This window comes from Pseudoalteromonas sp. Angola-4 (genome assembly GCF_028599265.1).
In the GTDB taxonomy this organism is placed as follows: Bacteria; Pseudomonadota; Gammaproteobacteria; order Enterobacterales; family Alteromonadaceae; genus Pseudoalteromonas; species Pseudoalteromonas atlantica.
The window spans coordinates 454676-480786 of sequence record NZ_JAQREK010000002.1 but is presented as its reverse complement, the minus strand read 5'-3'; the positions used below and the strand labels follow the sequence as shown (position 1 = coordinate 480786).

Below are 26111 nucleotides of genomic sequence, written 5' to 3'. Positions count from 1 at the left end.
GCTGGTTCGCCAATGCCTTATCCGCGCACGTTTTCGCATATTGGTGTGTCAGTACCAAGCCTAGAAAAAGCCGTTAAGTTTTATACTGAGGTGCTGGGCTGGTATTTAATTATGAAACCCACACAAATAACAGAAGATAAATCACCGATTGGTGAGATGTGTACTGATGTATTTGGTGCTGGGTGGGGCAGTTTTAAAATAGCCAATTTATCAACAGGGGATAGGGTGGGGGTTGAGCTATTTGAATTTAAAAATCAGCAAAACCCAAAAAATAATTTTGAGTATTGGAAAACGGGAATATTTCATTTATGCGTACAAGACCCTGATGTAGAAGGACTCGCTGATAAAATAGTGGCCGCGGGCGGAAAAAAGCGTATGAAAGCGCCGCGCTATTATTACCCAGGGGAAAAACCATACCGCATGATTTACATGGAAGACCCGTTTGGCAATATTTTAGAAATTTATAGCCACAGTTACGAGCTTATATATTCAAGTGGCGCTTATGGTTAATTAATTATGTAACGAGTCACTTTACTTTATTCAATAAACGCTAATAAAAAAGCGTTGCCCTAGAGCAACGCTTTTTCTATTTTTTGATAGCTGATAGCTGATAGCTGATAGCTGATAGCTGATAGCTGATAGCTGATAGCTGATAGCTGATAGCTAACTTATTCCGCCGCTAAGTAATCTAAAACCACTTGATGATGATCTTTGGTTTTAAACTTATCAAATAAGTGTTTAATTTTACCGTCTTGGCCTACTAAAAAGGTTAAGCGGTGAATACCATCGTATTCTTTACCCATAAACTTTTTGTAGCCCCATACGCCAAATGCTTCAGCAATGGCGTGATCTTCATCGGCGAGCAAATCAAAGTTAAGCTCTTTTTTAGTTTCAAAGTTTTTAAGGCGCTTAATTGGATCTGGGCTAATTCCTACAACGCGGGTGTTAAATTGAGCAAGCTGCGCTTGTTGGTCACGTAGGTTTTCGGCTTGAACCGTACAACCCGGTGTAGAGGCTTTAGGGTAAAAGTACACCAGTACTTGTTGCTCTTTTAACAGCTCACTTAGGGTGACTGTTTCGTCGTTTTGGTTTTGTAAGCTAAATTCTGGTGCTGTATCACCGGCTTGTAATGGACTAATTTTGTTCATGCTGTGCTCCTTAGCGAATACGTTTAAAAATATAATCTACGTTAAGACTGTGCGAAAGGTTTTCAAAGGTCACTTTAAATTGGTCTATATCAACCTCTACTGGGATATTAAACTCAATTTCGCAGCGCATTTTAGTGTCGGTTTCTTCATCGTAAGTGTCTGACTTTAATGAGCAGATACTAATGTGGTGATCGGCAAAAAAACGCGTTACTTTACTCAGTGTACCTGGGGTGTCTATCCCTGTGTATTCAAGGGTATAGCCTGCGCAAAATTCACTTTCGGTGTGGCGAGTGGTGCTGCGCTTCATCATGGTGAGTAGGCCTAGCTCCATGCCTTTAGTAGGCAAGGTGTGCTCTATGCGGCTAATGGCCGACATATCGCCGCTTAGCAGCATGGTAAAGGTAAATTCGCTGCCTAAAATAGCTATTCGGCTATCTATAATGTTGCAATGACAATCACTTACAAGCTGTGTAAGTTCGCTTACAATTCCCGGTCTATCTTCGCCAATAGCGGTTAAAACAATTTGATGATTTGAAAATGCAGTCATGAAGTTTAATACCTACGTTTTTTGAAATATAACAACCGAGTTGGTATAGCCCGCTGCGCATACACTACGTTGCACGGCGGCGAAGTTTAACACAAAAAGCACCCTAAACTACATAGGCGCTTAATTAAAGGCGCTTTAAAGCGTTGTGTTCCTTGTTTTTACTGGCACAGGAAAGTACCATAGCTAAAATTTGTCTTTTTGTTGTGATTGATTTTATAACACTTAGGTGTGAACTTTATTGCAATTAGACAGCCAAATAATAAATGTAAAGTTAATGTTGATTTTACACTGAACCAAATTCGGTATTACCCACTCATATACGTGTAAAACAATTAAAGGGTATGCTAAGGAGAAATATCTGTGCAGTATTGGATCCCAAAAGCACTTGCAGTGAGTGTATTGGTAAGTTTATCAGGGTGTAATGTTTTTATTAATGAAGCGCACAACGAACGCAATTATCGTACGCATGAGGGTGTTAAAACCCCGCCATCGTTATCTCAACCAGCGCAAGATCCGGTTTATAAAATGGATGTGGGCCAATACGATAACAACCCTGAGGCAACAAACTATCGTCCACCAGCACAGGTTTTAACTGTTGCTAAAGGTAGCTGGGTAGAAGAGGGCGATAAACAAGCGCGTATTTACTTTGATAAAAACGATGGCATTGTTGATTTAGATGAATTTGTTTGGGACTCAATTAAAGCGGTTATTGCCGAAAATAATGCAACAACCACAAAAGAAGATAAGCTACTTGGTATTATCGAAACCGACTGGTACTCAATAATTAAAGCTGAAGAGAGCTGGTTATGGGGCGATGAGGTAAGCGAAAACCAAGAGCGCTTTAGATTCACAATTGAAGAAAAATCGCATCAGCGTACTGCTTCGTTACGCGCTGAACTTATTGACTTTAAAGGTGATGATACGTTAACCGATTTACTTAAGCAGCAATTAGAAGTACGCGCGCTTAACCAAGTTGTGGCTGAATTTGATTATCGCTATCGTCAGTTAGAAGTAGAAAACCGCAAGCGCCAAGGTATTATTTCTTTAGAAATGGGCTTTGATAACAAAGGCAATGCTGCACTTGTTACTGAGCAATCATACGATGCAGTATTCGACCGCTTCTCGGGCTTTTTAGAACGCCTATCGTTTACTATTGTTGAGATTAAAACCGATACCGGCTTAATAACTGCCGACTACAACAAGCCAGAAAGCAGTGTATGGGATTCTATTTGGGGCGACGAAGTTGCGCAGCTTCCAATTGAAGAAGGCCAATACCAAATTTTAGTGAGCAAAACTAAAGAAGGCGGTACAAGCTTAACCTGGATGGATGACAAAGGCGAAACACTCGAACCTGGCACCATGAATGGTTTACAACAAGCGTTAGAAGCAGCACTTATTCAGCGCGGCATCAAAATTTAATAATTAATAATAAGTTTTTACTACAAAAAGAGCGCTTTGCTCTTTTTGTAGTTTTTATGGATTAAAAAATATGTCTCAGTTACCTCCTCGCGGGCACTATACGTGGCGCACTTGGTTTACTTTTTTACTACCGTCGTTAATTGGTGTGTTTTTATTTATGACACCCATTCCTACCGCAGACGGGATGACCATTCCTATTGCGTTAATGGCTAAAGGCGTGCAAGCGTTGATGTCTGGCTCTGCGCAAGCAATTATTACCCTTATTATTTGTATTACTGGCGTTATGTCGGTGATCACCAAAGTATTTAAACCCGCCGCTATTTGCCAATCACCCCTGTTAAAGCATTTATTTGATGTAAGTGTAGTGTGGTTAGTGGTGCGTTTATTTGGTATGGCGTTTGTGCTAATGACCCATTTAGGGTTAGGTAGCGAGGCAATCACCTCTGCAAACACAGGCGCTTTGGTATTAAACGACTTATTACCTGTTTTGTTCTCGGTATTTATACTGGCCGGTTTATTACTGCCTTTACTAATTAACTTTGGGTTATTAGAGCTTGCAGGCACTATGCTAACCAAAGTAATGCGCCCTGTATTTGGCGTACCTGGGCGAAGTGCAGTTGACTGTACTGCGTCGTGGTTAGGTGATGGCAGTGTTGGTATTTTAATGACCGCAAGGCAGTACGACCAAAAGCACTACACGCAGCGCGAAGCCGCTATTATTGGTACTACGTTTTCGGCGGTTTCTATTACCTTTAGCTTGGTGGTTTTAGGCCAAGTGAAATTAGAGCACTTATTTGCCCCATTTTATGCCACCGTATGTTTAGCCGGTGTGGTAGCCGCTATTATTGTGCCGCGTTTACCGCCACTTCGCTTTAAAAAAGACTTGCTGATTGATGGCAGTGAGCCAAATCGCGATGCTGAGGCTATCCCAACGGGTAAAAGCTTAGTAGGGCACTCACTTGATGTAGCATTAGCAAAAGCCAATAACTCGTCGGGCTTTAAAGGTACCTTAAAAGAGGGTGTACATAATGCACTTGATATGGTGTTTGGTGTACTGCCTGTTGTAATGGCCGTAGGAACATTTGCACTTATTATTGCTGAGCACACGCCGGTATTTCAATATTTAGGTATGCCGTTTGTGCCATTTTTAGAGTGGTTACAAGTACCCGAAGCACAGGCCGCGGCACAAACTATTATGGTGGGATTTGCCGATATGTTTATTCCGTCAATTTTAGCTGCGGGCACCATTGAAAGTGATGTAACTCGCTTTATTATTGCCGCAATGAGCGTAACTCAGCTAATTTACATGTCTGAGGTTGGCGCACTTTTACTGGGCAGTAAAATACCGGTAAACATTGTTGAGCTGTTCGTTATATTTATTTTACGTACACTTATTACGCTGCCGGTTATTGCCTTAATGGCGCATTGGTTAGTTGGCTAGTAGTGTATTAAAATTATAAAAAGCCCTGATTTATCAGGGCCTTTTTGTGGCTAGTTATTTCAATTACCCTAATACTTAACCCTTTTAAGTGGCAAATTGATACTAAATACCAATGAAGATTAAAAACGCCTTGCCACTGAAAGAGTTAAAAAGTTTAAACCTGGGTTAGGCTCTTTAAATCCGGCGTTTGAGTAATGAATAACCCGAAGCGCTACGTTAGTGTGGCCAAAGTCTGCAACTAGGCCAATACGGTCTTCAAATTGGTAGTGGGTACTGATATTTTTGCCCGCAAATTTAGTTTCATCAATAAGCGATACGCCAATACCTGCTTCAATATAAAACGGGGTATTATGAAAACTAAAAGCAGGAAACTGCAGTACGGGCGACATAGCCAAAACAAGATTAGATTGCGAGTTGTCACCATGGCGGTATTCCCACATATTAACGCTGGTTTCAAAATAAAAGCGCGCATCGCCCACTAAGTTTTGTAAGCTAGGGGCATGATATTGATAAGCCAGCTTAACGCCATTCACGTTGCCTTCGCCTTTGAGAACATCTACGGCGTAACCATGATTAGACTGCGCAAGCGCCGTGTTACCCCATACAGAAATAACTAAAAATAGAATAAGTGTGAAAGTTTTATATACCGGTTTCATAACTGCCAAATTGGTGTGTGAGTCGAATGAGTAAATAAATGATAAGGGCGGGCCATTCACATTTTCAATGAGGACAAAATGCCGCTTGTTTATGGGCTGTTAACAGGGAAGGCTTAACTAATTGAAAATAAATAGTTTATTTAATTGGTGCTGTTTTGGCATTAATAAGGTGCATTTTTGTGTCTGTTTTTGTGGCTTAAAATCGCGTAATTTAGCCACATCTTAATCACACACATGGTCACGCTCATGAAACTTTTTAACACTATTTTTATTGCTGCTGCCTTTTTTAGCAGCGCGTTATTTGCGCAAACGGCGCAGTCGCCTCAACATATGCTTGAGGGCGTTGCCGATACGCTTTTTAGCGATATTGCAAAAGTAAATGCACAAGGCGATGCAAGCAAAGCCGATATGGCGCGCATTGTAGAGACGCGTTTAATGCCAAACATAGATATTAAGTTTGTGTCGTTTAAATTGCTTGGTAAGCACATAAAAGGCATTGAGCGCGAGCAAGCTGTACGTTTTATTGATGCAGTAGAGCATTATTTAACAGGTACTTACGCAGGTGCGCTAATGAAGTACACCGGCCAGCAAGTAGTATTTGAACAAGATACCGCGAAAAGCGACTCTGAGTACGCGACGGTTAAAACGCAAATTATTGAGCCAAACGCGCCCGTGATTGATCTGCATTTTAAGCTGCGCCAAGGTAAAGACCAGCAATGGAAAGTATACGACATTGTTGCCGAAGGTATTTCGCTTTTAAGCGCTAAGCAAAAAGAGATCATTCAACGCATTTCTGATGTAGGCTTAGAGCAAGTAATTACTGAACTAAAAAATAAATAGTTCACTTCCTGATTAAGACCCTCTCCAACCACAAAAGCAGCCGCACTAAAGTGTATTGGCTGCTTTTATATTTTCTTAATATTCATCTACTTTAAGCTCGCAGCAAAAAAAAGGTGTGATAGAATATCACCACGTCGATTAAGCGTGGTGTCAGCTAAAAACTGCTATAACTGACGCCTCATCAAGCTACACTGGAGTTGTGCTGTTTTAATGGAAAATGTACTGATTTGGCCAAAGGAATACCCATTACTTATTAAAGGACTTGTAGAACAAAACGGTGCCTTTATTTTAGATGCTTTAGAAGCTTGGCCTGCATGTCGTTCTACTATTGAAGATGACGGTGTATGCACCACTGTGCTACCACCCATTTACTATTTGATATGGTTAACCCCGCTTGAACCCTTTGAAGAGTGTTATTTTCAGCATATTAGTGAATATGACGAAGATGCGCACGCTTACATTGCTGCTGTTAAAAATCATTATTTAGATAACGAATACACCAGCGAATCAATGGCGCTAATGCTGTGCCAGCGCTTAGAAAAATACGCCAGTGTGGCGGCGCAGAACGCACTTGATACGCCGCTTTCGTTGTTTAGCTTATTATTTAGTAAACGCTATTTTTCGTTAATTGAACATGCTCTAAATAGTGGCAGCAAATTAAGTGCACACGATACGCTAGCACTGTGGCAAGAAGTTGATTTTAGAGAGCGTTTAAGTGCTTTTTTACCTGAATCGGTCGCTGATTTAAACGAACTTACAGAGCTTGCGAGTCAAAAAGTAGCAAACGGTAAAGACTATTTTACGTTGTTAACGCAAGTATCGCCTGATGTAGATTCTATTGTATTGCTTGAAAAAGCATTACTTGCTCATTTAAGCCAAAAAAGCGCAAAGCAAACCATGGCGATGCGTTTTATAGAGCAAGGTGCCACTGGTACATTGGCTGATGAAAACAATAAAACAGCGTTTATGTGGGCAGCCGAAAAAGGCTATGTAAATGTGATAGAAACCCTGTTGGCTAAACAGGATCAAAAAGCGCAAGACACCTTAGGCAATACCGCACTGCATTATGCAGTGTTAGCTAAAAACGAAACCCTTATGGTGCTATTACTAAAAGCAGGTTACGACTTTAGAGCACGTAATAACGAGGGCTTAAGCTGTTACCGGTTAGCAGTAAGTATTAAAGCAAGCAATTTAGTTAAATGCCTTGAGCGCGATTTTGGTATAAAAGAGCTTTCGCCAGAAGGGCAGTTTAACCGCATTAAAAAGGTGCACGCCTTACACGCAATTGTCACTATTTTATTGCCATTGCAGCTGTATTTCTTTTTTGATGAAAGCATTGCCATAAAAAGTGAGCTGACTTTAATTTTTACATTGATTGCATCGGTGTGTTTTTTCTTTGCGGCGAGCTTAAAGCGCTGTGCGCTCTATCCACATATAAAGCACCCGTGGGGATTATTTGTGTTGCGTGTTTTTTCGTTGTTAAGCTTAATAGCTCAGCTTGGATTAGCCAGCATAGTTGCACTCGCTGCACTGAGCGAATTAGTGTAGCGGCCGCCATGGCAAACTAAAAGCCTAAAAAAACGCGCTTACATTGTTATGTTAAGCGCGTTTTTTGTATGTATAAGCTATTATACCAATCCGCAATAATATCTAATCATTTTGCGGGGCTAAACGTGTCGCTATCTGCGTTAAAAAACTCTCATTTAGAACAACTAAATAGCGAATTTTTTGCCTTGCTATCAACACGTTTTTCCATCCTCAAAATAGGTCACTTACTTATGCGGATTGGTATTATTTCAACTTCCAACATAAATACTTAATTTTGCGAATTAGTATTATTTATTGTATTCGTTAGCGGCTTTTTCCTCTGCGAGTTCTTCTTTAAGTTTACGTATTTTTAAGCCTTGCTCTTGCCCGCGGTGCCTTGCGTAATACGTGCAGCCAATAAACATGGCAGAGGCAAATACAAGCTCTAATAACACCCATATTAGCTCATCAGGTGCAGCCCATAACATGGTTAAGCCGTGTATAAAGTACAACATAACAACAAAGTTAGCCCAGGCGTAAGTGTAAGTGTTGTCTTTAATAAAGCCTCTTAAGGGCAACAGTAACGGGATTATAGGCACAAACAAGGATACAACACTTGCGTTGCCATTTAGCGGAGGTACAAAGTACATCCACAGAGGAAATAAAAGTAATAAACCCACATAGCCAAAAATAGCGGTGCGCTGAAATTTTACAGTAATTGGCTTTTTAGCAGGGGTGTCAGCGGTATTCATTGAAGTTTTCTCGCAATGTGAGTGAGGCGTTTACCAACGCTTTGGCATATTTTAATTTCGTCTTTACTTAAAGTATTCGTATTACTACTGCCGGCTACATGCGTTGCCCCGTAAGGTGTGCCGCCGGTTTGCGTAGCTAGTAACTCTGGTACTTCGTAAGGTACTCCTAATAACATCATGCCGTGGTGTAGTAGCGGCAATGATAAATTAAGTAAGGTGGCTTCATTGCCGCCATGCATACTGCTTGACGATGAAAACACACAGGCTGGTTTATCTATTAACTGGCCTTTTAGCCAGAGATCGCTGGTGGTTTCCCAAAACGTTTTTGCTTGCGATGCCATCATGCCAAATCGGGTAGGTGTGCCAAACGCAAGGCCGTCGCAATTTATTAAATCATCTTTTGTAATTACTATATCGTGCGGATTTTTAGCAACAAAGGTACGCAATACGGCTGTGGCACCCTGTTGCTCTATAGATTCGGCTATTTCGTGCGCCATAGCTTCAACCGAGCCATGGCTTGAGTGATACAGTACAACAATGCGAGTCGTCATTATAATACGCTTAATACGTTTTCAGGCGGACGGCCAAGGGCTGCTTTATCGTTGTTTTGTACAATAGGGCGTTCAATAAGTTTAGGGTTGTCTACCATGGCATTTATTAGCGCTGACTCGTTGGTTTCTTCTTTTAGGTTAAGCGCTTTGTATGCATCTTCTTTTGTGCGCATTAGCTGGCGAGCTGAGCTAAAGCCTAATTGTTCTAAAAGTTGGCTTATTTGCTCATGGTTAAGCGGTGTTTTTAAATACTCTACTACGCTTGGTGTTACGTTGTTTTGTTCTAGTAATGCGAGGGTTTCACGCGACTTAGAACAACGTGGATTATGATAAATAGTAACTGACATACAATTAGTTCCAAAATGTAATTTGCCGCTATTTTAGGGCAAGCGCTGGCAGACTTAAAGCCTTGCCAGCTCTTTTTGTAAACGGCGATACTGAGTAAGCAAGGCTTTTAAGCGTTGCTGTTTAACCAGCTCTGTGGGTTCTACGAAGTTAAGCGCTTTTTGGATTTCGTCTGCGGCTTTAATATACGCGCCATATTGCGATAACACATCAGCATTGGCCTCGTGATAAGCGGCAAGCTTGTCTTGTTTTTTATAGGCATCGGCTAATAGCTGTTTGCCTAAGTTGTGGTCGGGTTTTTCAAGTAAAAAGCTTTTTAAAATGTTTTCAGCTAGTTCAAACTGCTTAGCCTCTAATGCTGCATTTGCATAGTTTAAAGTTATAACTTGGTTGTTAGGGCGATAGTTGTTTAGTTCAGCCAAAAACTTTACCGCTTCGTCGGCTTTTTTTTGCGCTATTAGTAAATCGGTGTGAGTATCGATATAAAATAAATTTTTAGGACTTTGCGCTAATAGCGGCTCTAAAATTTCGGCGGCTTCATCTAGTTTATCTTGATCAAGTAAGCTTATACCCAAGCCGTATTTAAGCGCGGTGTTGTTGTAACTGTTTTCGCGCATTAATTTTTTAAATAACGCTTCGGCATTTTCGGGCTTATTGGCATAACGAGCAAGTACTCGGCTTTTTGCTAAATTAAACTCAAGGCTTGGGTTTAAATGGCGCACAGGGAATTGCTCTGCACGTAGGCGTACGTCAGATACACGGCTCTCTGGCAATGGGTGAGTCAGTAAAAAAGCGGGTGGTTTGTACTTATATCTTATTTGCGCTGAAAGTTTAGTTAAAAACTCACTCGATGCACGGGCGTCAAAACCGGCGTTATTAAGGGTTTGCATACCAATTCTGTCGGCTTCTTGCTCGGCAGCACGGCTGTGAGTTAGTTGGCTAAACGCGGCTTGGGTTTGGTTAGCCGAAATAATAGCAATACCTGCGTCGGGAGCAACCACGGTGGCTAAGATACCGGCTATCATGCCTGCAATAGTCAGAGCGCTGTTGTCTTGTTGTTGCTGAATACGACGAGCTAAATGGCGCTGAGTTACGTGCGCTATTTCGTGCCCAAGTACAGAGGCAAATTGGCTTTCGTTATCTGATTGCGCAATAAGCCCCGTATGCACACCAACATGCCCGCCGTAAAAAGCAAAGGCGTTAATTTCGTTGTTATTTACCCAAAAAAACGAAAAAGGAAAACGCACGTCGTTTGCATTAGCTACAAGTTTTCTGCCAAGTGTGGTTAAGTATTCGTCTAAAACGGGGTCGTTTACCACCGGTGATGAGCCTCTTATTTGCATCATCATCACTTCGCCAATGGCTTGTTCTTTTTCAAGTGGCAAAACTTGTAGCGCAGACGTGCCTAAATCGGGTAGCGTAAAGTTTGTTTGTGCCTTTAACGGCTCACTAACCAGTAGGCTAAAGGTAAGCGCGGCACTGCATAAAGTGATAAAGGCTGATTTTAGCTGCATTTTATTCCTTGTTAATTTGTTCACCAATGGCAATTTTTGCTATGTCAATTTCATCGCTGCTTGCACGGCTGTCTTTTTCGCACAATTGGTAGAGTTCTTTTATTGTGACTCCATCAAGCTTTACAACGTTCAATTCCTGCTGCAAAAATTTAATAATTTTATGTACTACCTTATGTGCATGTAAAATAATGGCTTTATCGGCCTTGTCGCCGCGCTCAAAATAAAAGCCAATAAACTTATGGAGCTGATTTATGCGGATCAGGTTTTTCATTGAATGCGGATCCCATACTTTAAACTCCATAAAGCGGTTATCTTTAACGTATTGATCAATAATTATATCTTTAGCATAGGGTTGCGCCCAGAGCTCAAAGCCTCGGTCGGTAAATACTTGGTGTAGCGCTATACGCGGCTTATGCTTGGTGTGTATTTCACCAAAATCATCTTCATAGCCATCAAGTAAGTCTAAGTTCCAATTGCGTTTATTGATCAGGCTTTTTACAGCATTATCAAATCCGTGCTCCAATATTCCTTCAGATTCGCTGACCGAAGAAGCAACAAGATGATAAAAAGGCGGGAGCTCTCCCCAGTTTATCTGCTTTTTATACCAATTAATCTCTTTGAGAGTTGGATTACTAGGTAGTTGCGCTTTATTATGCGTGCCAGGCATTAACTTATCCTTACTGCTAATTATGTTATAAGGATAAACCATTGCTGGAATGGTTTTAAGAAAAAGTTACTGCTGTTCACATTTTATAAATAGAATGACCGACAATATGCGACTTATTATTCATTTTACTTAGCGAGTAAAGTAGTTATGTTAGAGTGCGATTTAAAAAAATTTAAATGCCCACAACAGTTTGTACAATTTAAATTAGCGCTTCGTAATGCGCAGTCATCTAATAAGGCAATAACGTTTAGTATAAATAACGACGAAAGCGCAGATGATATTACGCGTTTTTTAAGCAAAAATGCATATACATATAAATTTGATCAACACCTAGGACTATTACTAGTGGAGCCATTGCATGTTTGAATACGTTAAAACATGGTACGAAAGAAAGTTCTCAGATCCTCATTCAGTCACCTTACTTTTTTTACTCATTGCCTCTGTGGCATTACTGTACTTTTTTGGCTCGTTAATTGTTCCTGTGTTAGTGGCATTGGTGATTGCTTATTTACTTGATTGGCCGGTTGTACACTTAGAGCGCTTTGGGTTAAAACGCTTTAGTGCCACAGTCATTGTAATGCTGATATTTACCGGGGTTATGCTTACCCTTATTTTGGTTATTGGCCCTGTGCTTTGGAAGCAAACCAGTAATTTAGTACAAGAAACCCCACACATGGTAGAGCAAGGTAAGTCATTTTTAATGGCCTTACCACAGCAATACCCCAGTTTAATTAATGCCGAGCAGGTCCAAGCTATTGTGGCAAGTGTAGAGGCAAAGGCGCTCGAATTTGGCCAAGTTATTGTCTCGTTTTCACTTACTTCGTTAAAAGATGTTGTGGCATGGCTTATTTATTTGGTGCTTGTACCCTTACTTGTATTTTTTATGCTTAAAGACAAGCTTGAGCTTACAAGCAGTGCCGCTACGCTTATTCCGCAGCAGAGACGGTTAATTTTGCAAGTGTGGCACGAAATGAACCAGCAAATAATGAATTATATTCGAGGCAAAGTATTCGAAATTTTAATTGTGGGTGGCACCTCGTTTATTGCCTTTACTGTACTTGATTTACGTTATGCAGCTTTACTTGGCGTGTTGGTTGGGTTTTCGGTGTTAATTCCGTTTGTGGGTGCGGCATTGGTTACCATACCGGTTGCGGCCGTGGCGCTGTTTCAATTTGGTATCGAAACGCAGTTTTGGACCATATTAATAATTTACGGGATCATTCAGGCGCTCGATGGCAATGTATTAGTGCCCTTGTTGTTTTCTGAGGCCGTTGATTTAAATCCCGTATTTATTATTGTTGCAGTGCTATTTTTTGGTGGCTTATGGGGATTTTGGGGCGTGTTTTTTGCCATTCCACTCGCATCGCTTGTAAAAGCGCTAATAAATGCCTGGTCATCAACCCATGGAGAAATAACAAAAGAGTTGGCAGAGTAACGTACTTTTAGTTTAAAAAAGCATAGTAAACGCACCTAAGTTACTAATTGATTATTACCCAATGAGAACAAACTTATGTACTATTGGGTATAAGATATATTTTTTAGTAATAAAGGTGCGTTTTTAATGTCTGAGTTTTTATTGCACGATGAACAAGCAGCCCAAGTTTATCTTGATGCAAACGCTACAACACCTGTTTTACCCTGTATTGCCGATGTGGTGTCGCACACCATGCAAATTTGTTTTGGTAACCCCTCAAGCCCCCACATTAGCGGTATACAAGCCAAGTATTTATTAGAACAAACAAGGCAAAATGCACGCCATGTTATTGGTGCGCCCGATGGCGATATTCTTTTTACCTCAGGCGCAACAGAGGGCATACAAACAGCCATTGTTTCAACGCTCATTCATGCTAAAAATCATACGATTAAAAACCCTGTATTATTGTACGGGGCAACTGAGCACAAAGCGGTGCCTAACACGTTAAAACATTGGAATAGCGTTTTAGGCATTAACGCCCAATTACTTGCTATTCCTGTTGATAGTAAAGGGATGTTAGATTTAGCGTTTATTAGTGAGCACATAAATAACGCGCTAATGATTTGCACCATGGCGGTTAATAACGAAACCGGTGTTTATCAAGACTTAAACGCTATAGAACATACTATTCGCAGCCGTAATAAATCAGTGTCTTGGATGGTTGATTGTGTACAAGCCTTAGGTAAACAAGCGCTAGCGCTTAGTAGTACCAGCATAGATTATGCCCCGTTTTCGGGCCATAAACTCTATGCACCAAAAGGTATTGGTTTTTTATACATTAAAAATGGCAGTGCCTATACGCCATTTATTGCGGGGGGCGGGCAAGAAAGCGGCATGCGCTCTGGCACCGAAAACCTACCAGGTATAGCAGGGCTTAATAAACTGTTTAACTTGCTGCTAGATAAAAACGACGACACGTTTAAGTCGGTTGAGGTATTAAATAGCTACAGAGCGCAACTGCTTAATGCGCTGCAAAGTACCTTTGGTGATATAACCTTTAATCACGATTTTTCACATTCTGTACCTACCACCCTTAATTTTGCTGTTGATACGCTTACCTCCAAAGAGGTTATTGATTTATTTGACGCAGCAGGCATTAGAGTGAGCGGTGGGTCGGCGTGCAGTACAGGTGCAACGCGCAGTTTTGTGCTTGATGCAATGGGGGCAACTAATTGGCAAAGTGAAAACGCCATTAGGCTGTCTTTTGGGCCTGCTGCAACCGAGCAGCAAATTAGCCAAGCATGTAAGCGTATATGCTCGCTAAAGGCGGTATTAGAGGCCAATTGCTTAATTGTTTCTGACAGTGCCTCGCCAAAGCAAGAAGTGTGCGCGCTGGGGTTAACACAATTTAGGCATAAAGGGGCGTGTAGCTGGCTGTATGTTAGTGACGATGACAGCGCCGTTATTATTGACCCCGTATTAGAGCTTATTCCGCGCTTTGAAAAAATAGTGAGCACACAACAGCTCAACGTAAAAGCAATTTTAGATACCCACCAGCACCAAGACCGTCCAAGCGCAGTGGCTTTGTTAAATGAAGTACTGGGCACAACGCATGCGATGCAAAATAGCATTGAGCTTGGTACAAAAACGCTAACCATAAAGCCAACCCCAGGGCACAGTAAAGACAGCGTTTGTTATTTATTAAAAGAGCGCACCACAGGCCATATTGATTATTGTTTTTGCGGTGATTTAATTTTACCTGCAGGACTTGGTAATACCTCGCTTGAAGGGGGCAGTGCAACACAAATGGCACACTCACTTATTACCCTTGCTGAGCAAATAAGTGACGATACGGTTATTTGTTCGGGGCATGACTATCAGCAATGCTTTGCCATTAACTGGCGTACTGTACGTGCACAAACGCCTTTGCTTAGCCCGTTATTAAATGGAGAAATAAGTACGGCGCAATTTGCACAGCTAAAAGCACAACACGATCAGCTACATATGCAAACCAGTAACCAATTGTGTGGCTATGTACAGGCGGCGGTGCAAACAGACACTAAGCAGCTAGACTTTACGCAAGCTAAAGCGTTACTAACGCAAAAAAATGTGTATTTAATTGATACCCGTGAGCCGTATGAACATGGCGCAATTAATGTGGCGGAGCTTTTTGCTGCGCCTTTAGCTAATACGCTAAATATTTCACTTAGCCGTATGGCTAACGCCATAGTACAAAATCAATTAAACCCGCAGCACACCTATATATTACTGTGTAGAAGCGGCAATCGTTCTAAAATTGCAGCGGCAAATTTACAGCAATTAGGCTTTGCGAATATTTATAACGTAGCGGGTGGCTTGGCGTTGGTGAGCTAATTATGGGCCTAGTTTTGAGGATGTTTTAACCACCTATAAAGCTAGGCGAGTGCATACGATGCATTTTATGCTTTGGGCCTATAATGTTTCGAAGTTTAATTTGCAGCAGTGTGTTTGGTTTTTTACATGGATGTAAGCCAGTAGCGTAACGCAAGAGCAGTTACTGAGCCCATAAGGGAACAAACCTCGCGCCAGGATTAAATTGTTCCTAGTTTGTACAAATTTTAATCCTAAAAGGTCAACAGGCCCTAATTCATGAATATTTAATAAATGTTGTTTAAACTATTAAATGCTTAAAATTTGTGGGTAATTAATTCATAAAATTTTTATGATACCGGTGTCAAAAGTAAAAAATTGCGTTATTATCTGCATCATAAATTATAAAAACAGCATTTTTATTACTTTTTTCGTTATACTAAGCGCTTGCTTTTTTACTAGCACTACGCGCAATTAGCGAAGTCTTTTTATCTAAAACTGTTTTTAAATCATTAATTTAAATATTTTAGAGGATATTTACATGTCTAATCGTTCGCAATTAGCAAGTTGGCAAGCACTACAAAATAGTGCCGCGCAGATGAAACAAACCCATCTAAAAACGTTATTTGCACAAGATGATACACGATTTGATGCATTCTCTACTCAAATTCCGGGTGTGTTGTTTGATTATTCAAAGCAGCGTATTGATAAAACTATTTTTGCACAACTCATCGAGCTTGCTAAAGAGTGTGACATTACCTCTTGGCGCGACAAGATGTTTAGCGGTGAAAAAATCAATATTACAGAAGAGCGTGCTGTTCTTCATACTGCTTTACGTAATCGTGCCCATACGCCTTTAGTTGTTGACGGCGAAGACGTAACGCAAGCGGTTGATAACGAATTAGCAAAAATTAAAACCTTTGTAGAAAAAGTACGCAGTGGGCAATGGGTAGGCTACACAGGTAAAGCAGTAAAAGATGTGGTAAGCATTGGTGTAGGTGGTTCAAACCTAGGTCCGCAAATGGCAACCGAAGCGCTAAAAGCACTTGCTGATGACACTTTAAATGTTCATTACGTATCTAATGCTGACGGTGTTCAAATTGCCTCTGTGTTAAAAGCAATTGACCCAGAAACAACCTTGTTTGTTATTTCATCGAAAACATTTACCACATCAGAAACCATGACCAACGCCAAAACGGCCGTTGATTGGTTTTTACAAACAGCAAAAGATGACAGCGCCATCGCTAAGCATTTTGTTGCTGTTAGCACAAACTTAGAAAAAACCGCAGCCTTTGGTATTAGCGATGAAAACGTATTCACTATGTGGGATTGGGTAGGGGGTCGCTTTTCACTTTGGAGTGCGATAGGCTTACCTATTGCGTTATACCTAGGTTATGACGCGTTTGAAGCTATTTTAGAAGGCGCATTTGAAGTAGATGAGCACTTTAAAGCAGCCCCATTTGAGCAAAATATTCCGCTTATAATGGCACTACTTAGTGTATGGAATACCAGCTTTTTAGGCTTTACGTCGCAAGCTATTTTACCGTACGACCAAGCGCTTCATATGTTACCTGCGTATTTACAGCAAGGTGAGATGGAAAGTAACGGTAAACACGTAAACTTTGCAGGCGAAACCGTACCTTATACAACGGTTCCTATTATTTGGGGTATGACCGGTATTAACGGCCAACATGCGTTTTATCAGTGCTTACACCAAGGTAATGTAATTGTACCTGCTGATTTTATAGCCTCAGTTAAGCCGCAGGTAGCCGTAGATAAGCATCACGATATTTTATTATCTAACTTTTTAGCGCAAACAGAAGCAATGATGAGCGGTGTAGATGCACAGCAAGTCACAGAAGATTTAGCCGCTAAAGGTAAAACACAAGCGCAAATTGATGAGTTACTAAATCATAAAATTCATCAGGGGAATCGCCCTACAACATCTATACTGCTAGATACAGTTGATGCAAAAACAGTAGGACGCTTAATTGCGCTGTACGAACATAAAATTTTCTGCCAAGGCATAATTTTAGAAATTTGCTCATTTGATCAATGGGGTGTAGAGCTTGGTAAAGGCCTTGCCTCTAAAATTGAAAGCGAACTAACCGATGACAGCGTAAAACACGCCCACGATAGTTCAACAAATGGCTTAATCGCGTACTACAAGCAACACCGTACGCAGTAATATATTCGCTTATGTAAATAAGCAAACCGAGTACCTTTGAACGGGTAGCGCTGGAGTTCTTAGGGCCTGTATTTTTGTGAGAGGATTTACAGGACTCCTAAGACTCATTTAATTGTGCGAACAGTCAAATAATAAATAAAACGCCATAGCGTAAAACATTCAATAGGCTTTTATTAACACTAAGAGCCACTGTCATTCAAGCACTAAACCTGCATACCAAGCGGCTTATGGAAGTCGCTTTTAGGTATTACAAACGTAGAGAGTAACTATGCTTAATCCTTTTGATATTATAATTTTTGGGGGCGGTGGTGATCTTGCGTTACGCAAATTGCTACCTGCAATGTACAGAGCATATCAAGAAGGCAACTTACCAGAAGGCTCGCGTATTCTGCCTACAGTGCGTGAAGAAAGTAAGCGTGCTGACTACATAGAAACAGCACACAACGCACTGAAAGAATTTTTAAGTAAAGGCGAATTTAACGCTAAAGATTGGAAAGCATTTTCTACTTACTTAGTGCCTGTAGTAAGCAACGTAACCGAAGCTGACGACAACTGGGATGTACTTAAAGGCATTTTAGATGAGCACGACAGCAATAAATCTCGCGTATTTTATTTATCACTTCCGCCTGCTGTTTATGGCACATGTTGTGAAATTTTATCAACGAAAGGTTTAATCACACCCACTTCACGTGTGGTTGTTGAAAAGCCAATTGGTTACTGCGGCGAATCAGCAGAGGCTATCAATGGTAAAATTGCAGAGTTTTTTGACGAAGAGCAAATTTTCCGTATTGACCACTACTTAGGTAAAGAGACAGTACAAAACCTAATGGCACTGCGTTTTTCAAATTCACTGTTTGAAAACATGTGGGATGCTAAATCTATTGATAATATTCAAATTAGTTTATCTGAAACGGTAGGCCTTGAAAGCCGTGCTGGTTTTTACGATAAAGCCGGTGCACTGCGCGACATGGTGCAAAACCACCTATTACAGTTATTGTGCTTAGTGGCAATGGAATCACCAAATAAACTAAACGCAAATAGCATCCGTACTGAAAAACTTAAAGTATTAGAAGCACTTCGTCCGTTACTTGAAGGTGACGTAGATGAAAATATCGTTCGCGGTCAATACGTACCAGGGGATTTAAACGGTAAAATTGTACCAGGTTACTTAGAAGAGCTTAACGAAGGTTCAAGTAAAACAGAAACCTTTGTGGCTATTCGTGCACACATTGATAACTGGCGCTGGGCGGGGGTACCTTTTTACCTTCGTACTGGTAAGCGTATGGCTAAACGTTGTGCAGAAATTGTGGTTGAGTACAAAAAAGTATCGCACAATATTTATGAAGAAAACGTGGGTAATATTGAGCCAAACCGCCTTGTTATTCGTTTGCAGCCTGAAGAGACGATTCAATTAACGCTTATGTCTAAGCGCCTTGATAATCTTGAAATGCAATTAGAGCCGGTAACGATGAATATTGAGCTTTCTCAAGCATACAGCAACGGTTTCCATTCTGATGCGTACAAACGCTTAATGCTTGATGCTGCAGCTAATAACCCATCGTTATTTATACACCGTGACGAAGTTCGTCAAGCGTGGAAATGGATAGATCCAATTATTGAGCGCTGGCAAACTAAAGGCAAACCTGCACTTTACCGTGCTGGTAGCTGGGGACCGGATGATGCTGATGAATTATTAGCTGAAAACAACCACGTGTGGTTTAACACAGGCGATAAGGCGTAAGGTATGGCAACACTTGTTGAAAAATTTTTTGACTCAAAAGATGAGTTAACCGCTGAGCTATCACACACGCTTGAGCAATCTTTACGTGATGGCATAAAAAGTGATGGCCGTTCTGTGCTAATGGTATCGGGCGGTTCGTCTCCGGCGCCAGCGTACAAGCACTTATCAACGCTTGATTTAGATTGGCAAAATGTAGATGTTGCCATGGTTGATGAGCGCTGGGTTGAGCCAAGCCACGAAAAAAGTAACGAATCGTTTATAAAAAGCACCTTGTTACAAAATTACGGCAGTGCCGCTAATTTTATTACCATGAAAAACGATGCAGCAACGGCCGAGCAGGGCGCACAAGTATGTGAAGCCGCTTATAGCGCTTTAAAAGCACCGTATGATGTAACAATTTTAGGCATGGGCCCAGATGGCCATACAGCGTCATTGTTCCCACATGCGCAGGGCCTTGAGCATGGTTTAACAACACAGCAAACTGTATGCGCTATTAATGCAATAGAAAGTGACGTGACAGGCAGCATTACAGAGCGCATGACACTGACTTTAAATGCAATAGCAAACTCTAAAGTGGTTAAACTTCTGATCAGTGGTGAAGAAAAGCTAGCGGTTTACAAGCAAGCTAAAGCGGGTGGCGATGTAAACGATATGCCACTTCGCGCTGTGCTAAACCACCCAAGCATAAATATTGAAGTGTATTGGGCGCCTTAATTTAGCCGCTCATTTACAGTTTAAAAAGGCAGCTTAATTAAGCTGCCTTTTTATTTGGCTAAATAACATGCTAAACCTATTCAAAAAATACCGTCAAACTGTTAACCAATGTTAATGGTTTTTATGGCGCTGTATTAAAATCACCCGTTATTTGTACTGTTTTTGAGCGTATTAGTTGCGTTTTTATTGTCTGTTTTTTAGCAACGCCCAGATTTAGTTAAACTTTATTTTTTCATGACGGTTGTCATAAAACTTTCCCTTCCTTTTTTCGTTCAAAAGCATTAGCCTAAAGGCATTAACAATGAAACATATATATTAAAAATAAACGGAGCAGTAACATGGCGGAGCAACAAGTACAGCCTTTACACAACGAAAAGCATGCCAACACTAAAATTCAAAACGGCATCAACGTTGAATTTATGAAAACTCAACATTTAGTGCCAGTAGTTGCACATGAGTTTGCACGCGTAGCAAATGAATTCCCAATGTCTTTTGTTAAAAACAACGAAAGCGGTACTTTCCAAGCAGTTGCAATGTTTGGCCTAGAGCCAGGCGAAAACCTGTTTGTAGAAGATGGTAAATGGACAGCAGCTTTTGCTCCTATGGCATCAACGCGTTACCCATTAGGTCTAGTAAAGCACCCTGAGCAAGATCAGTACGGTATTGTGATTGACGAAGCAAGCTCGCTTGTAGGTGAAGAAGAAGGCAACGCATTATTTGAAAACGGTGAAGAAACAGACTACTTAAAACGTCGTAAAGAGTCTTTAGTGTCTTTCATTGAGTTTTCTCAAGTAACAGAAGCATTCACTAAATACTTAGCTGATAAAGAGCTACTAGTAGCGCAAACGCTAACAGTAGACATTAAAGGCGAGAAAAAAGACATCAACGGTATTTACCTTATCGATGAGAAAAAACTTAACTCGCTTAGCGATGAAGAATTTTTAGAGCTTCGTAAGCGCGGTTACTTAGCACCTATTTATTCGTTCTTAACATCTACTCACCAAGTAGCACGTTTAGCACGTTTAAAAGCTAAGCAAGACGCGTAATTACATACACGTTTAGTAAAAAGCGCCTGATGGCGCTTTTTTTGTGCCATTAAACTTACTCTATGCCAATTGGGTTAAAAAGTAGGGGTGATGAAGGGAAATAACGCCCTCGTATTTCGCTTTGTTATTAGGCTGTTTATTAGCTGCTTAAATAAAGCGCTAACTTAATGCCGTTGATATTAGTTGAAAAAATACGTGTAACCATTCAAAGTAAATTCAATACTAAATTTAAAAAAGAGCGCACAATGAAAAAAACATTCTTATTGTCAGTTTTAGCCAGCGGCTGCTTAACACTAAGCACGCAAGCATTAAGTGAACAAGCCCCGTTTGCTATAGCGATTCATGGTGGAGCAGGCACAATTGAAAAAGCAAAATTTACCCCAGAGCAAGAAAAAGCCTACCGAGCAAAACTAGCCGAAGCTGTTGAAGCGGGTTACACCGTACTTGAAAAGGGCGGCGAAAGTTTAGATGCAATCACCACTGCTATTGAAGTGTTAGAGCAGTCGCCTTACTTTAATGCTGGGCGCGGTGCAGTGTACACCTATGATGGCAGCCATGAACTTGATGCCTCAATAATGGATAACTCAGTACACGTAATGCTTAGTGGTCAAGGCGCTGAAGAATTTGCCAAAGAGCAGGGCGTTGCGCTGATAGAAAATAATATATTTGATACTAAGCACCGTTATGAAGCACTTTTAAAAGCAAAGCAAAAATTAGAAAAAGAAAAAGCAACCAGCAAAAACTACCAAGCTGCGCATAAAGCCCTGCCAACAAATTATAAAATGGGCACCGTAGGTGCAGTGGCACTTGATAAAAACGGCAATTTAGCCGCAGGTACATCTACAGGTGGCATGACCGCAAAACGCTTTGGCCGCATTGGCGATTCCCCTGTTATTGGCGCGGGTACTTTTGCTGAAAACGATTCGTGTGCGGTATCGGCCACCGGTCACGGCGAGTATTTTATTCGCTACAGTGTTGCCAGTGATATTTGTGCACGCGTTAAATATCAAAATAAAACCATTGAACAAGCTGGGGATGAGGTTATTAACCAAGTACTTGCGCCTATAGGTGGTACAGGTGGGGTTATTATTGTAGATGCTAAAGGTCATATTAGTATGCCATTTAATACCTCGGGCATGTACCGAGCAAGCAAATCGAACACACAATCAACCTTTGTGGGCATTTTTAAAAACCAATAGCGTGATATATAAGCCTTATAGGGATTGTAGGATTAACGCTGCGCGTTTATTTTGATACTATTAGCCCTCATTTATTAAATTTATAAGGTGTGCGGGTGGTAAACCTAGGTCAGTTGTTTGGCGAGCTTAAAACGTGCTTAAAAAAAGATCAGTTTATATTTAAAAAACGCTTACATGGCGTAAAAAAAATACAAGACGAGACTAAGCAGGCCAATGCCCTTGAAAAAATAGCGGCTGATATTACCCGCAGCCAGCAGCTACGTGAAAAACGTTTAGCTGAGCTGCCCGCTGTAACGTACCCTGAGCAATTACCGGTAAGTCAAAAAAAGGACGTCATTAAAGACGCCATTGCGAATAATCAAGTGGTGATTATTGCCGGTGAAACAGGCTCAGGTAAAACCACGCAAATACCAAAAATGTGTTTAGAGCTTGGCCGTGGGGTTGATGGCTTTATTGGCCATACCCAGCCAAGACGTTTAGCCGCGCGCAGTGTAGCTAACCGTATTGCTGAGGAAATGAAATGTGAGCTTGGCCAACAAATCGGTTTTAAAATACGTTTTAGCGATCAGGTCTCTAATAATACGTATGTAAAACTGATGACCGACGGTATTTTGCTCGCCGAAATACAACAAGACCGCTTTTTAAATCAGTACGACACCATCATTATTGATGAAGCCCATGAGCGCAGCTTAAATATCGATTTTATTTTAGGGTATTTAAAAAACTTACTGCCAAAGCGCCCCGACTTAAAAGTTATTATTACCTCGGCGACCATTGATCCTGAACGTTTTTCAAAGCACTTTGATGATGCGCCAATTATTGAAGTATCGGGACGTACATTCCCCGTTGAGGTGCGCTATAACCCTATAAGCGATATAAATAAAGACGCTATGGAAGCCGAAGGCGACCAACTGCAAGGTATTTTTGATGCGGTAGATGAGCTGTGCGCTGAAGGGCCAGGGGACATTCTCATATTTTTAAATGGCGAGCGCGAAATACGCGATACCGCAGAGGCGCTCTCTAAACGTAATTTAAAACACACCGACGTATTACCACTTTATTCGCGCTTATCTAACGCAGAGCAAAACCGTATATTTGCCCCGCATTCGCGCCGCCATATTATTTTATCAACCAACGTGGCCGAAACCTCATTAACAGTGCCGGGTATTCGCTATGTAATAGACCCAGGTACAGCGCGTATTAGCCGTTACAGCTATCGTACTAAAGTACAGCGTTTACCTATTGAGCCTATTTCTCAGGCAAGTGCGAACCAACGTATGGGACGTTGCGGCCGTGTTGAAGCGGGTATTTGTATTCGCTTGTATTCGCAAGATGACTTTATATCTCGCCCAGAATTTACAGACCCAGAAATACTGCGCACTAATTTAGCCTCTGTTATTTTGCAAATGTTGGCATTAGGGCTTGGCGATATGAGCGAGTTTCCGTTTGTACAAGCGCCAGATAGTCGCAATATTAACGATGGTTTAACCCTACTTGAAGAACTTCAGGCGATTAAGCCGAGTAAAAAGCGCCATCAAACGAGTTTAACGCAATCAGGGCGTGAGCTTAGCCGCTTACCGGTCGACCCGCGTTTAGCTAAAATGGTGTTGACGGCTAATAAGCTCGGTGCACTACGAGAAGTTATTATTATTGTGGCAGCGCTGTCGATTCAAGACCCCCGAGAGCGCCCGCAAGAAAAACGCGCCGCAGCGAACGAAAAACACAGTCGCTTTGATGACCCTGACTCGGATTTTATTGCTTTTTTAAATCTTTGGAATTACCTAGAAGAGCAGCAAAGTGAGCTGACAAATAGCCAGTTTAGAAAGTTGTGCCAAAAAGACTTTTTAGCTTATATGCGTATTCGTGAGTGGCAAGACATTGTTTATCAAATAAGCACTGTGTGCAACGAAATGAAAATTAAAGCCACCACGCAAGTGGCAGACTCAGAGCTAATACACAAAGCGCTACTGAGCGGCATGTTAAGTCACATAGGCTTCAAAGACGAAAAGCAAGTATATAAAGGCGCTCGTAATAGCCAGTTTCATATTTTTCCGGGTTCTGGATTATTTAAAAAGAGCCCCATATGGATTATGTCGGCAGAGCTGGTAGAGACCAGTAAACTATACGCACGCATTAATGCCAAAATAGATATTAATTGGGTAGAGCCCCTTGCACAGCATTTAGTAAAACGAAGCTATTCTGAGCCGCATTGGGAGAAAAAACCAGGCGCTGTTATCGCGTTCGAGCAACAAACCTTGTACGGCTTATTGGTGGTTAATAAACGCCGCTGTGTGTATAGCAATATAGACCCTAAAGTTAGCCGTGAGCTGTTTGTACGCACCGCCCTTGTAGAGCAAGAGCTTGGCTTAAATGAGCAATTTTTAGCGTACAACCGCGAGCTAATAGAAGATATTCAGGTACTTGAGCATAAATCGCGACGTCGTGATATTTTGGTTGATGAGCAAACCTTATTTGAATTTTACGATAAAAAAATACCTAAAGAAATCAACAACCGTGCAGCCTTTATAAAGTGGTATAAAACTCAAAAGCAAAAAGACAAACGCTACCTATACATGACCCGTGAAGAGCTTATGCAGCACGGTGCAAGTAATATTACTGAGTTTGATTACCCTGATACATGGCAGCAAGATAATATCATTTTGCCGCTGAGCTATCATTTTGATCCAGGACAAGCTGTTGATGGGGTGGCTGTACAAATACCGGTAGCACTTTTAAACCAAGTGCAAGAAACCGGGTTTGATTGGCACATACCTGCTTTTAGGCATGAGCTAATAAGTGGTTTAATTAAATCGTTACCTAAGTCGTTACGTCGTAACTTTGTACCTGCTCCCAATTACGCTGATGCTGTACTGGCAGCCATTGAGCCTATGCAAGGCAGCTTACTTGATGCACTTACTACACGCTTACTAAGAATGACAGGCGTAAAAGTAGATATAGAAGCGTGGGATTTAAACGCACTGGCGCCTCATTTAAGGTTGCAGTTTGAGGTGCGTGATGAGCACGATAAATTGCTTGCACGCGGGCTAGATTTAGCAAAACTAAAAGCACAGCTGCAAGGTAAAGTAACTGATACGCTATCGAAGGTGGCTGATAAAGGCATTGAAAAAGCTGATTTAACACAATGGGACTTTGGCGCTTTGCCTGCCTCGTACGTTAAAAAGCAAGGCCAATACGAAATAAAAGCTTACCCAGCGCTGGTAGATAAAAAATCCACAGCGGCAATTGAGCTCTTTGATAGTGAAGAAAAAGCCCAGCAAGCGCATCAGCAAGGTTTACGTCGTTTAGTTTTATTAAATGTGCCGTCGCCAATAAAGTACCTTCAGCAAAACTTGCCTAATAAAGCTAAACTGGGCTTGTACTTTAACCCGTTTGGGAAAATTGCAGATTTAATTGACGATTGTATTGCCGCCGGCGTAGACAGTTTATTAATAAAGCATGGCGATATACGCGATGAAAACGCTTTTGATAAAGTTAAAGAGCAAATTAGGGGCGAACTAGGCGATGCTGTGGTCGAAATTGCCACACAGGTTGAACAAGTTTTAAGCATTGCTCACGCGTTACATAAAAAAATGAAAGGGCGTGTCGATTTAACTATGATAACTGCCCATGGCGATATAAAATCGCAGCTTGAGTCACTTATCTTCAAAGGGTTTGTGAGCGCTCACGGTGCGAATAAAATGCCCGACCTAATTCGTTATTTAAAAGCGATTCAAAAACGTTTAGAAAAACTGCCTGTTGATCCTAACCGCGATAGACTGTGTGTTTTAGAACTTGAAAAAGTAGCGCAAGAGTACAAAAAGCTCGTAAATAAAATTCCAAAAGGCTTACCTATTCCGCAACAGGTAAACGCTATTTTTTGGATGCAGCAGGAGCTTAGGGTGTCACTGTTTGCGCAAACCTTAGGAACCCCATATCCTATTTCTGCAAAACGCGTTATGAATGCGATAAAAGAGATAGAATAAAACTTGCATTTTCTATTAAGCTTAGTACCTTAATAGAAGGATTTATTTTTGGTTGAGAAGGAAGCGACAT

22 protein-coding genes are annotated in these 26111 nt (G+C 41.2%); 14 read left to right on the top strand and 8 right to left on the bottom strand.

Features of this window, described 5'->3' with window-relative positions:
• The first annotated feature begins 12 nt into the window (after positions 1 to 12).
• Complete coding sequence (locus PSH48_RS04585; RefSeq protein WP_273610992.1) at positions 13 to 510, top strand: lactoylglutathione lyase family protein; 498 nt, start codon at positions 13 to 15, stop codon at positions 508 to 510.
• 158 nt (positions 511 to 668) lie between these two features.
• On the opposite strand, the gene bcp is transcribed toward PSH48_RS04585, so the two are convergent.
• Both bcp and PSH48_RS04575 read right to left on the bottom strand, forming a co-directional pair.
• Complete coding sequence (gene bcp / locus PSH48_RS04580; protein ID WP_029774548.1) at positions 669 to 1148, bottom strand: thioredoxin-dependent thiol peroxidase; 480 nt, start codon at positions 1146 to 1148, stop codon at positions 669 to 671.
• A gap of 10 nt (positions 1149 to 1158) precedes the next feature.
• Positions 1159 to 1695, bottom strand: a complete 537-nt coding sequence (locus tag PSH48_RS04575) for a glycine cleavage system protein R (RefSeq protein ID WP_029774547.1) — start codon at positions 1693 to 1695, stop codon at positions 1159 to 1161.
• A 360-nt stretch (positions 1696 to 2055) separates the two neighbouring features.
• On the opposite strand from PSH48_RS04575, the gene bamC reads away from it, so the two are divergent.
• Both bamC and PSH48_RS04565 read left to right on the top strand, forming a co-directional pair.
• A complete protein-coding gene (bamC, locus tag PSH48_RS04570; protein WP_029772477.1) occupies positions 2056 to 3114 on the top strand; it encodes an outer membrane protein assembly factor BamC in 1059 nt (352 codons plus the stop codon).
• Between the two features lie 70 nt (positions 3115 to 3184).
• Complete coding sequence (locus tag PSH48_RS04565; protein WP_273610980.1) at positions 3185 to 4555, top strand: YjiH family protein; 1371 nt, start codon at positions 3185 to 3187, stop codon at positions 4553 to 4555.
• Between the two features lie 119 nt (positions 4556 to 4674).
• Here the strand turns inward: PSH48_RS04565 and PSH48_RS04560 are convergent, their stop codons facing one another.
• Positions 4675 to 5211 (bottom strand): acyloxyacyl hydrolase, encoded by a 537-nt coding sequence (locus PSH48_RS04560; RefSeq protein WP_273610979.1) that lies wholly within the window; start codon positions 5209 to 5211, stop codon positions 4675 to 4677.
• A gap of 246 nt (positions 5212 to 5457) precedes the next feature.
• Here PSH48_RS04560 and PSH48_RS04555 point away from each other — a divergent pair, with 246 nt between their 5' ends.
• Together PSH48_RS04555 and PSH48_RS04550 are read left to right on the top strand one after the other, a co-directional pair.
• The gene (locus PSH48_RS04555) at positions 5458 to 6051 is read left to right on the top strand and encodes an MlaC/ttg2D family ABC transporter substrate-binding protein (RefSeq protein ID WP_004589167.1); all 594 of its coding nucleotides are present in this window, start codon (positions 5458 to 5460) and stop codon (positions 6049 to 6051) included.
• A 210-nt stretch (positions 6052 to 6261) separates the two neighbouring features.
• Positions 6262 to 7599 carry an ankyrin repeat domain-containing protein gene (locus PSH48_RS04550; RefSeq protein ID WP_004589168.1) on the top strand — a complete coding sequence of 446 codons (1338 nt, stop codon included), beginning with the start codon at positions 6262 to 6264 and terminating at the stop codon, positions 7597 to 7599.
• Between the two features lie 287 nt (positions 7600 to 7886).
• Here the strand turns inward: PSH48_RS04550 and PSH48_RS04545 are convergent, their stop codons facing one another.
• Genes PSH48_RS04545 through PSH48_RS04525 form a run of 5 tightly spaced genes read right to left on the bottom strand, consistent with a single transcriptional unit; the run spans position 7887 to position 11407 of the window.
• Positions 7887 to 8330, bottom strand: coding sequence for a DUF2069 domain-containing protein (locus PSH48_RS04545; RefSeq protein WP_024034209.1), 444 nt, complete (start codon positions 8328 to 8330; stop codon positions 7887 to 7889).
• Positions 8327 to 8881: an NAD(P)H:quinone oxidoreductase gene (wrbA, locus tag PSH48_RS04540; protein WP_004589170.1), complete on the bottom strand. Its 555-nt coding sequence runs from the start codon at positions 8879 to 8881 to the stop codon at positions 8327 to 8329. Before wrbA ends, PSH48_RS04545 begins: the two co-directional genes overlap by 4 nt.
• Positions 8881 to 9228 carry an arsenate reductase (glutaredoxin) gene (arsC, locus tag PSH48_RS04535; RefSeq protein WP_273610978.1) on the bottom strand — a complete coding sequence of 116 codons (348 nt, stop codon included), beginning with the start codon at positions 9226 to 9228 and terminating at the stop codon, positions 8881 to 8883. Before arsC ends, wrbA begins: the two co-directional genes overlap by 1 nt.
• Positions 9229 to 9282: 54 nt before the next feature.
• The gene (locus PSH48_RS04530) at positions 9283 to 10740 is read right to left on the bottom strand and encodes a M48 family metalloprotease (protein ID WP_138611458.1); all 1458 of its coding nucleotides are present in this window, start codon (positions 10738 to 10740) and stop codon (positions 9283 to 9285) included.
• Between the two features lies 1 nt (position 10741).
• A complete protein-coding gene (locus PSH48_RS04525) occupies positions 10742 to 11407 on the bottom strand; it encodes a hypothetical protein (RefSeq protein WP_004589173.1) in 666 nt (221 codons plus the stop codon).
• Positions 11408 to 11554: 147 nt separating this feature from the next.
• Between PSH48_RS04525 and PSH48_RS04520 the strand changes: the two genes are divergently transcribed.
• The 9 genes from PSH48_RS04520 to hrpA all read left to right on the top strand — a co-directional run bounded on the left by PSH48_RS04520 (position 11555) and on the right by hrpA (position 26041).
• Positions 11555 to 11773 carry a hypothetical protein gene (locus PSH48_RS04520; RefSeq protein WP_004589174.1) on the top strand — a complete coding sequence of 73 codons (219 nt, stop codon included), beginning with the start codon at positions 11555 to 11557 and terminating at the stop codon, positions 11771 to 11773.
• Entirely contained in the window at positions 11766 to 12842 is a 1077-nt protein-coding gene (locus PSH48_RS04515; protein ID WP_248462856.1) for an AI-2E family transporter, read from the top strand. Before PSH48_RS04520 ends, PSH48_RS04515 begins: the two co-directional genes overlap by 8 nt.
• 126 nt (positions 12843 to 12968) lie before the next feature.
• Positions 12969 to 15194 (top strand): aminotransferase class V-fold PLP-dependent enzyme, encoded by a 2226-nt coding sequence (locus tag PSH48_RS04510; RefSeq protein ID WP_273610977.1) that lies wholly within the window; start codon positions 12969 to 12971, stop codon positions 15192 to 15194.
• Between the two features lie 517 nt (positions 15195 to 15711).
• Complete coding sequence (gene pgi, locus PSH48_RS04505) at positions 15712 to 17358, top strand: glucose-6-phosphate isomerase (RefSeq protein WP_248444049.1); 1647 nt, start codon at positions 15712 to 15714, stop codon at positions 17356 to 17358.
• 268 nt (positions 17359 to 17626) lie between these two features.
• Positions 17627 to 19099 carry a glucose-6-phosphate dehydrogenase gene (gene zwf / locus PSH48_RS04500; protein ID WP_004589178.1) on the top strand — a complete coding sequence of 491 codons (1473 nt, stop codon included), beginning with the start codon at positions 17627 to 17629 and terminating at the stop codon, positions 19097 to 19099.
• A 3-nt stretch (positions 19100 to 19102) separates the two neighbouring features.
• Positions 19103 to 19813, top strand: a complete 711-nt coding sequence (gene pgl / locus PSH48_RS04495) for a 6-phosphogluconolactonase (protein ID WP_273610976.1) — start codon at positions 19103 to 19105, stop codon at positions 19811 to 19813.
• 338 nt (positions 19814 to 20151) lie between these two features.
• Complete coding sequence (locus PSH48_RS04490) at positions 20152 to 20859, top strand: SapC family protein (protein WP_004589180.1); 708 nt, start codon at positions 20152 to 20154, stop codon at positions 20857 to 20859.
• Positions 20860 to 21104: 245 nt separating this feature from the next.
• Entirely contained in the window at positions 21105 to 22058 is a 954-nt protein-coding gene (locus PSH48_RS04485; RefSeq protein ID WP_273610975.1) for an isoaspartyl peptidase/L-asparaginase family protein, read from the top strand.
• Positions 22059 to 22153: 95 nt separating this feature from the next.
• Positions 22154 to 26041 (top strand): ATP-dependent RNA helicase HrpA, encoded by a 3888-nt coding sequence (gene hrpA / locus PSH48_RS04480; RefSeq protein ID WP_273610974.1) that lies wholly within the window; start codon positions 22154 to 22156, stop codon positions 26039 to 26041.
• Positions 26042 to 26111: the final 70 nt, after the last annotated feature.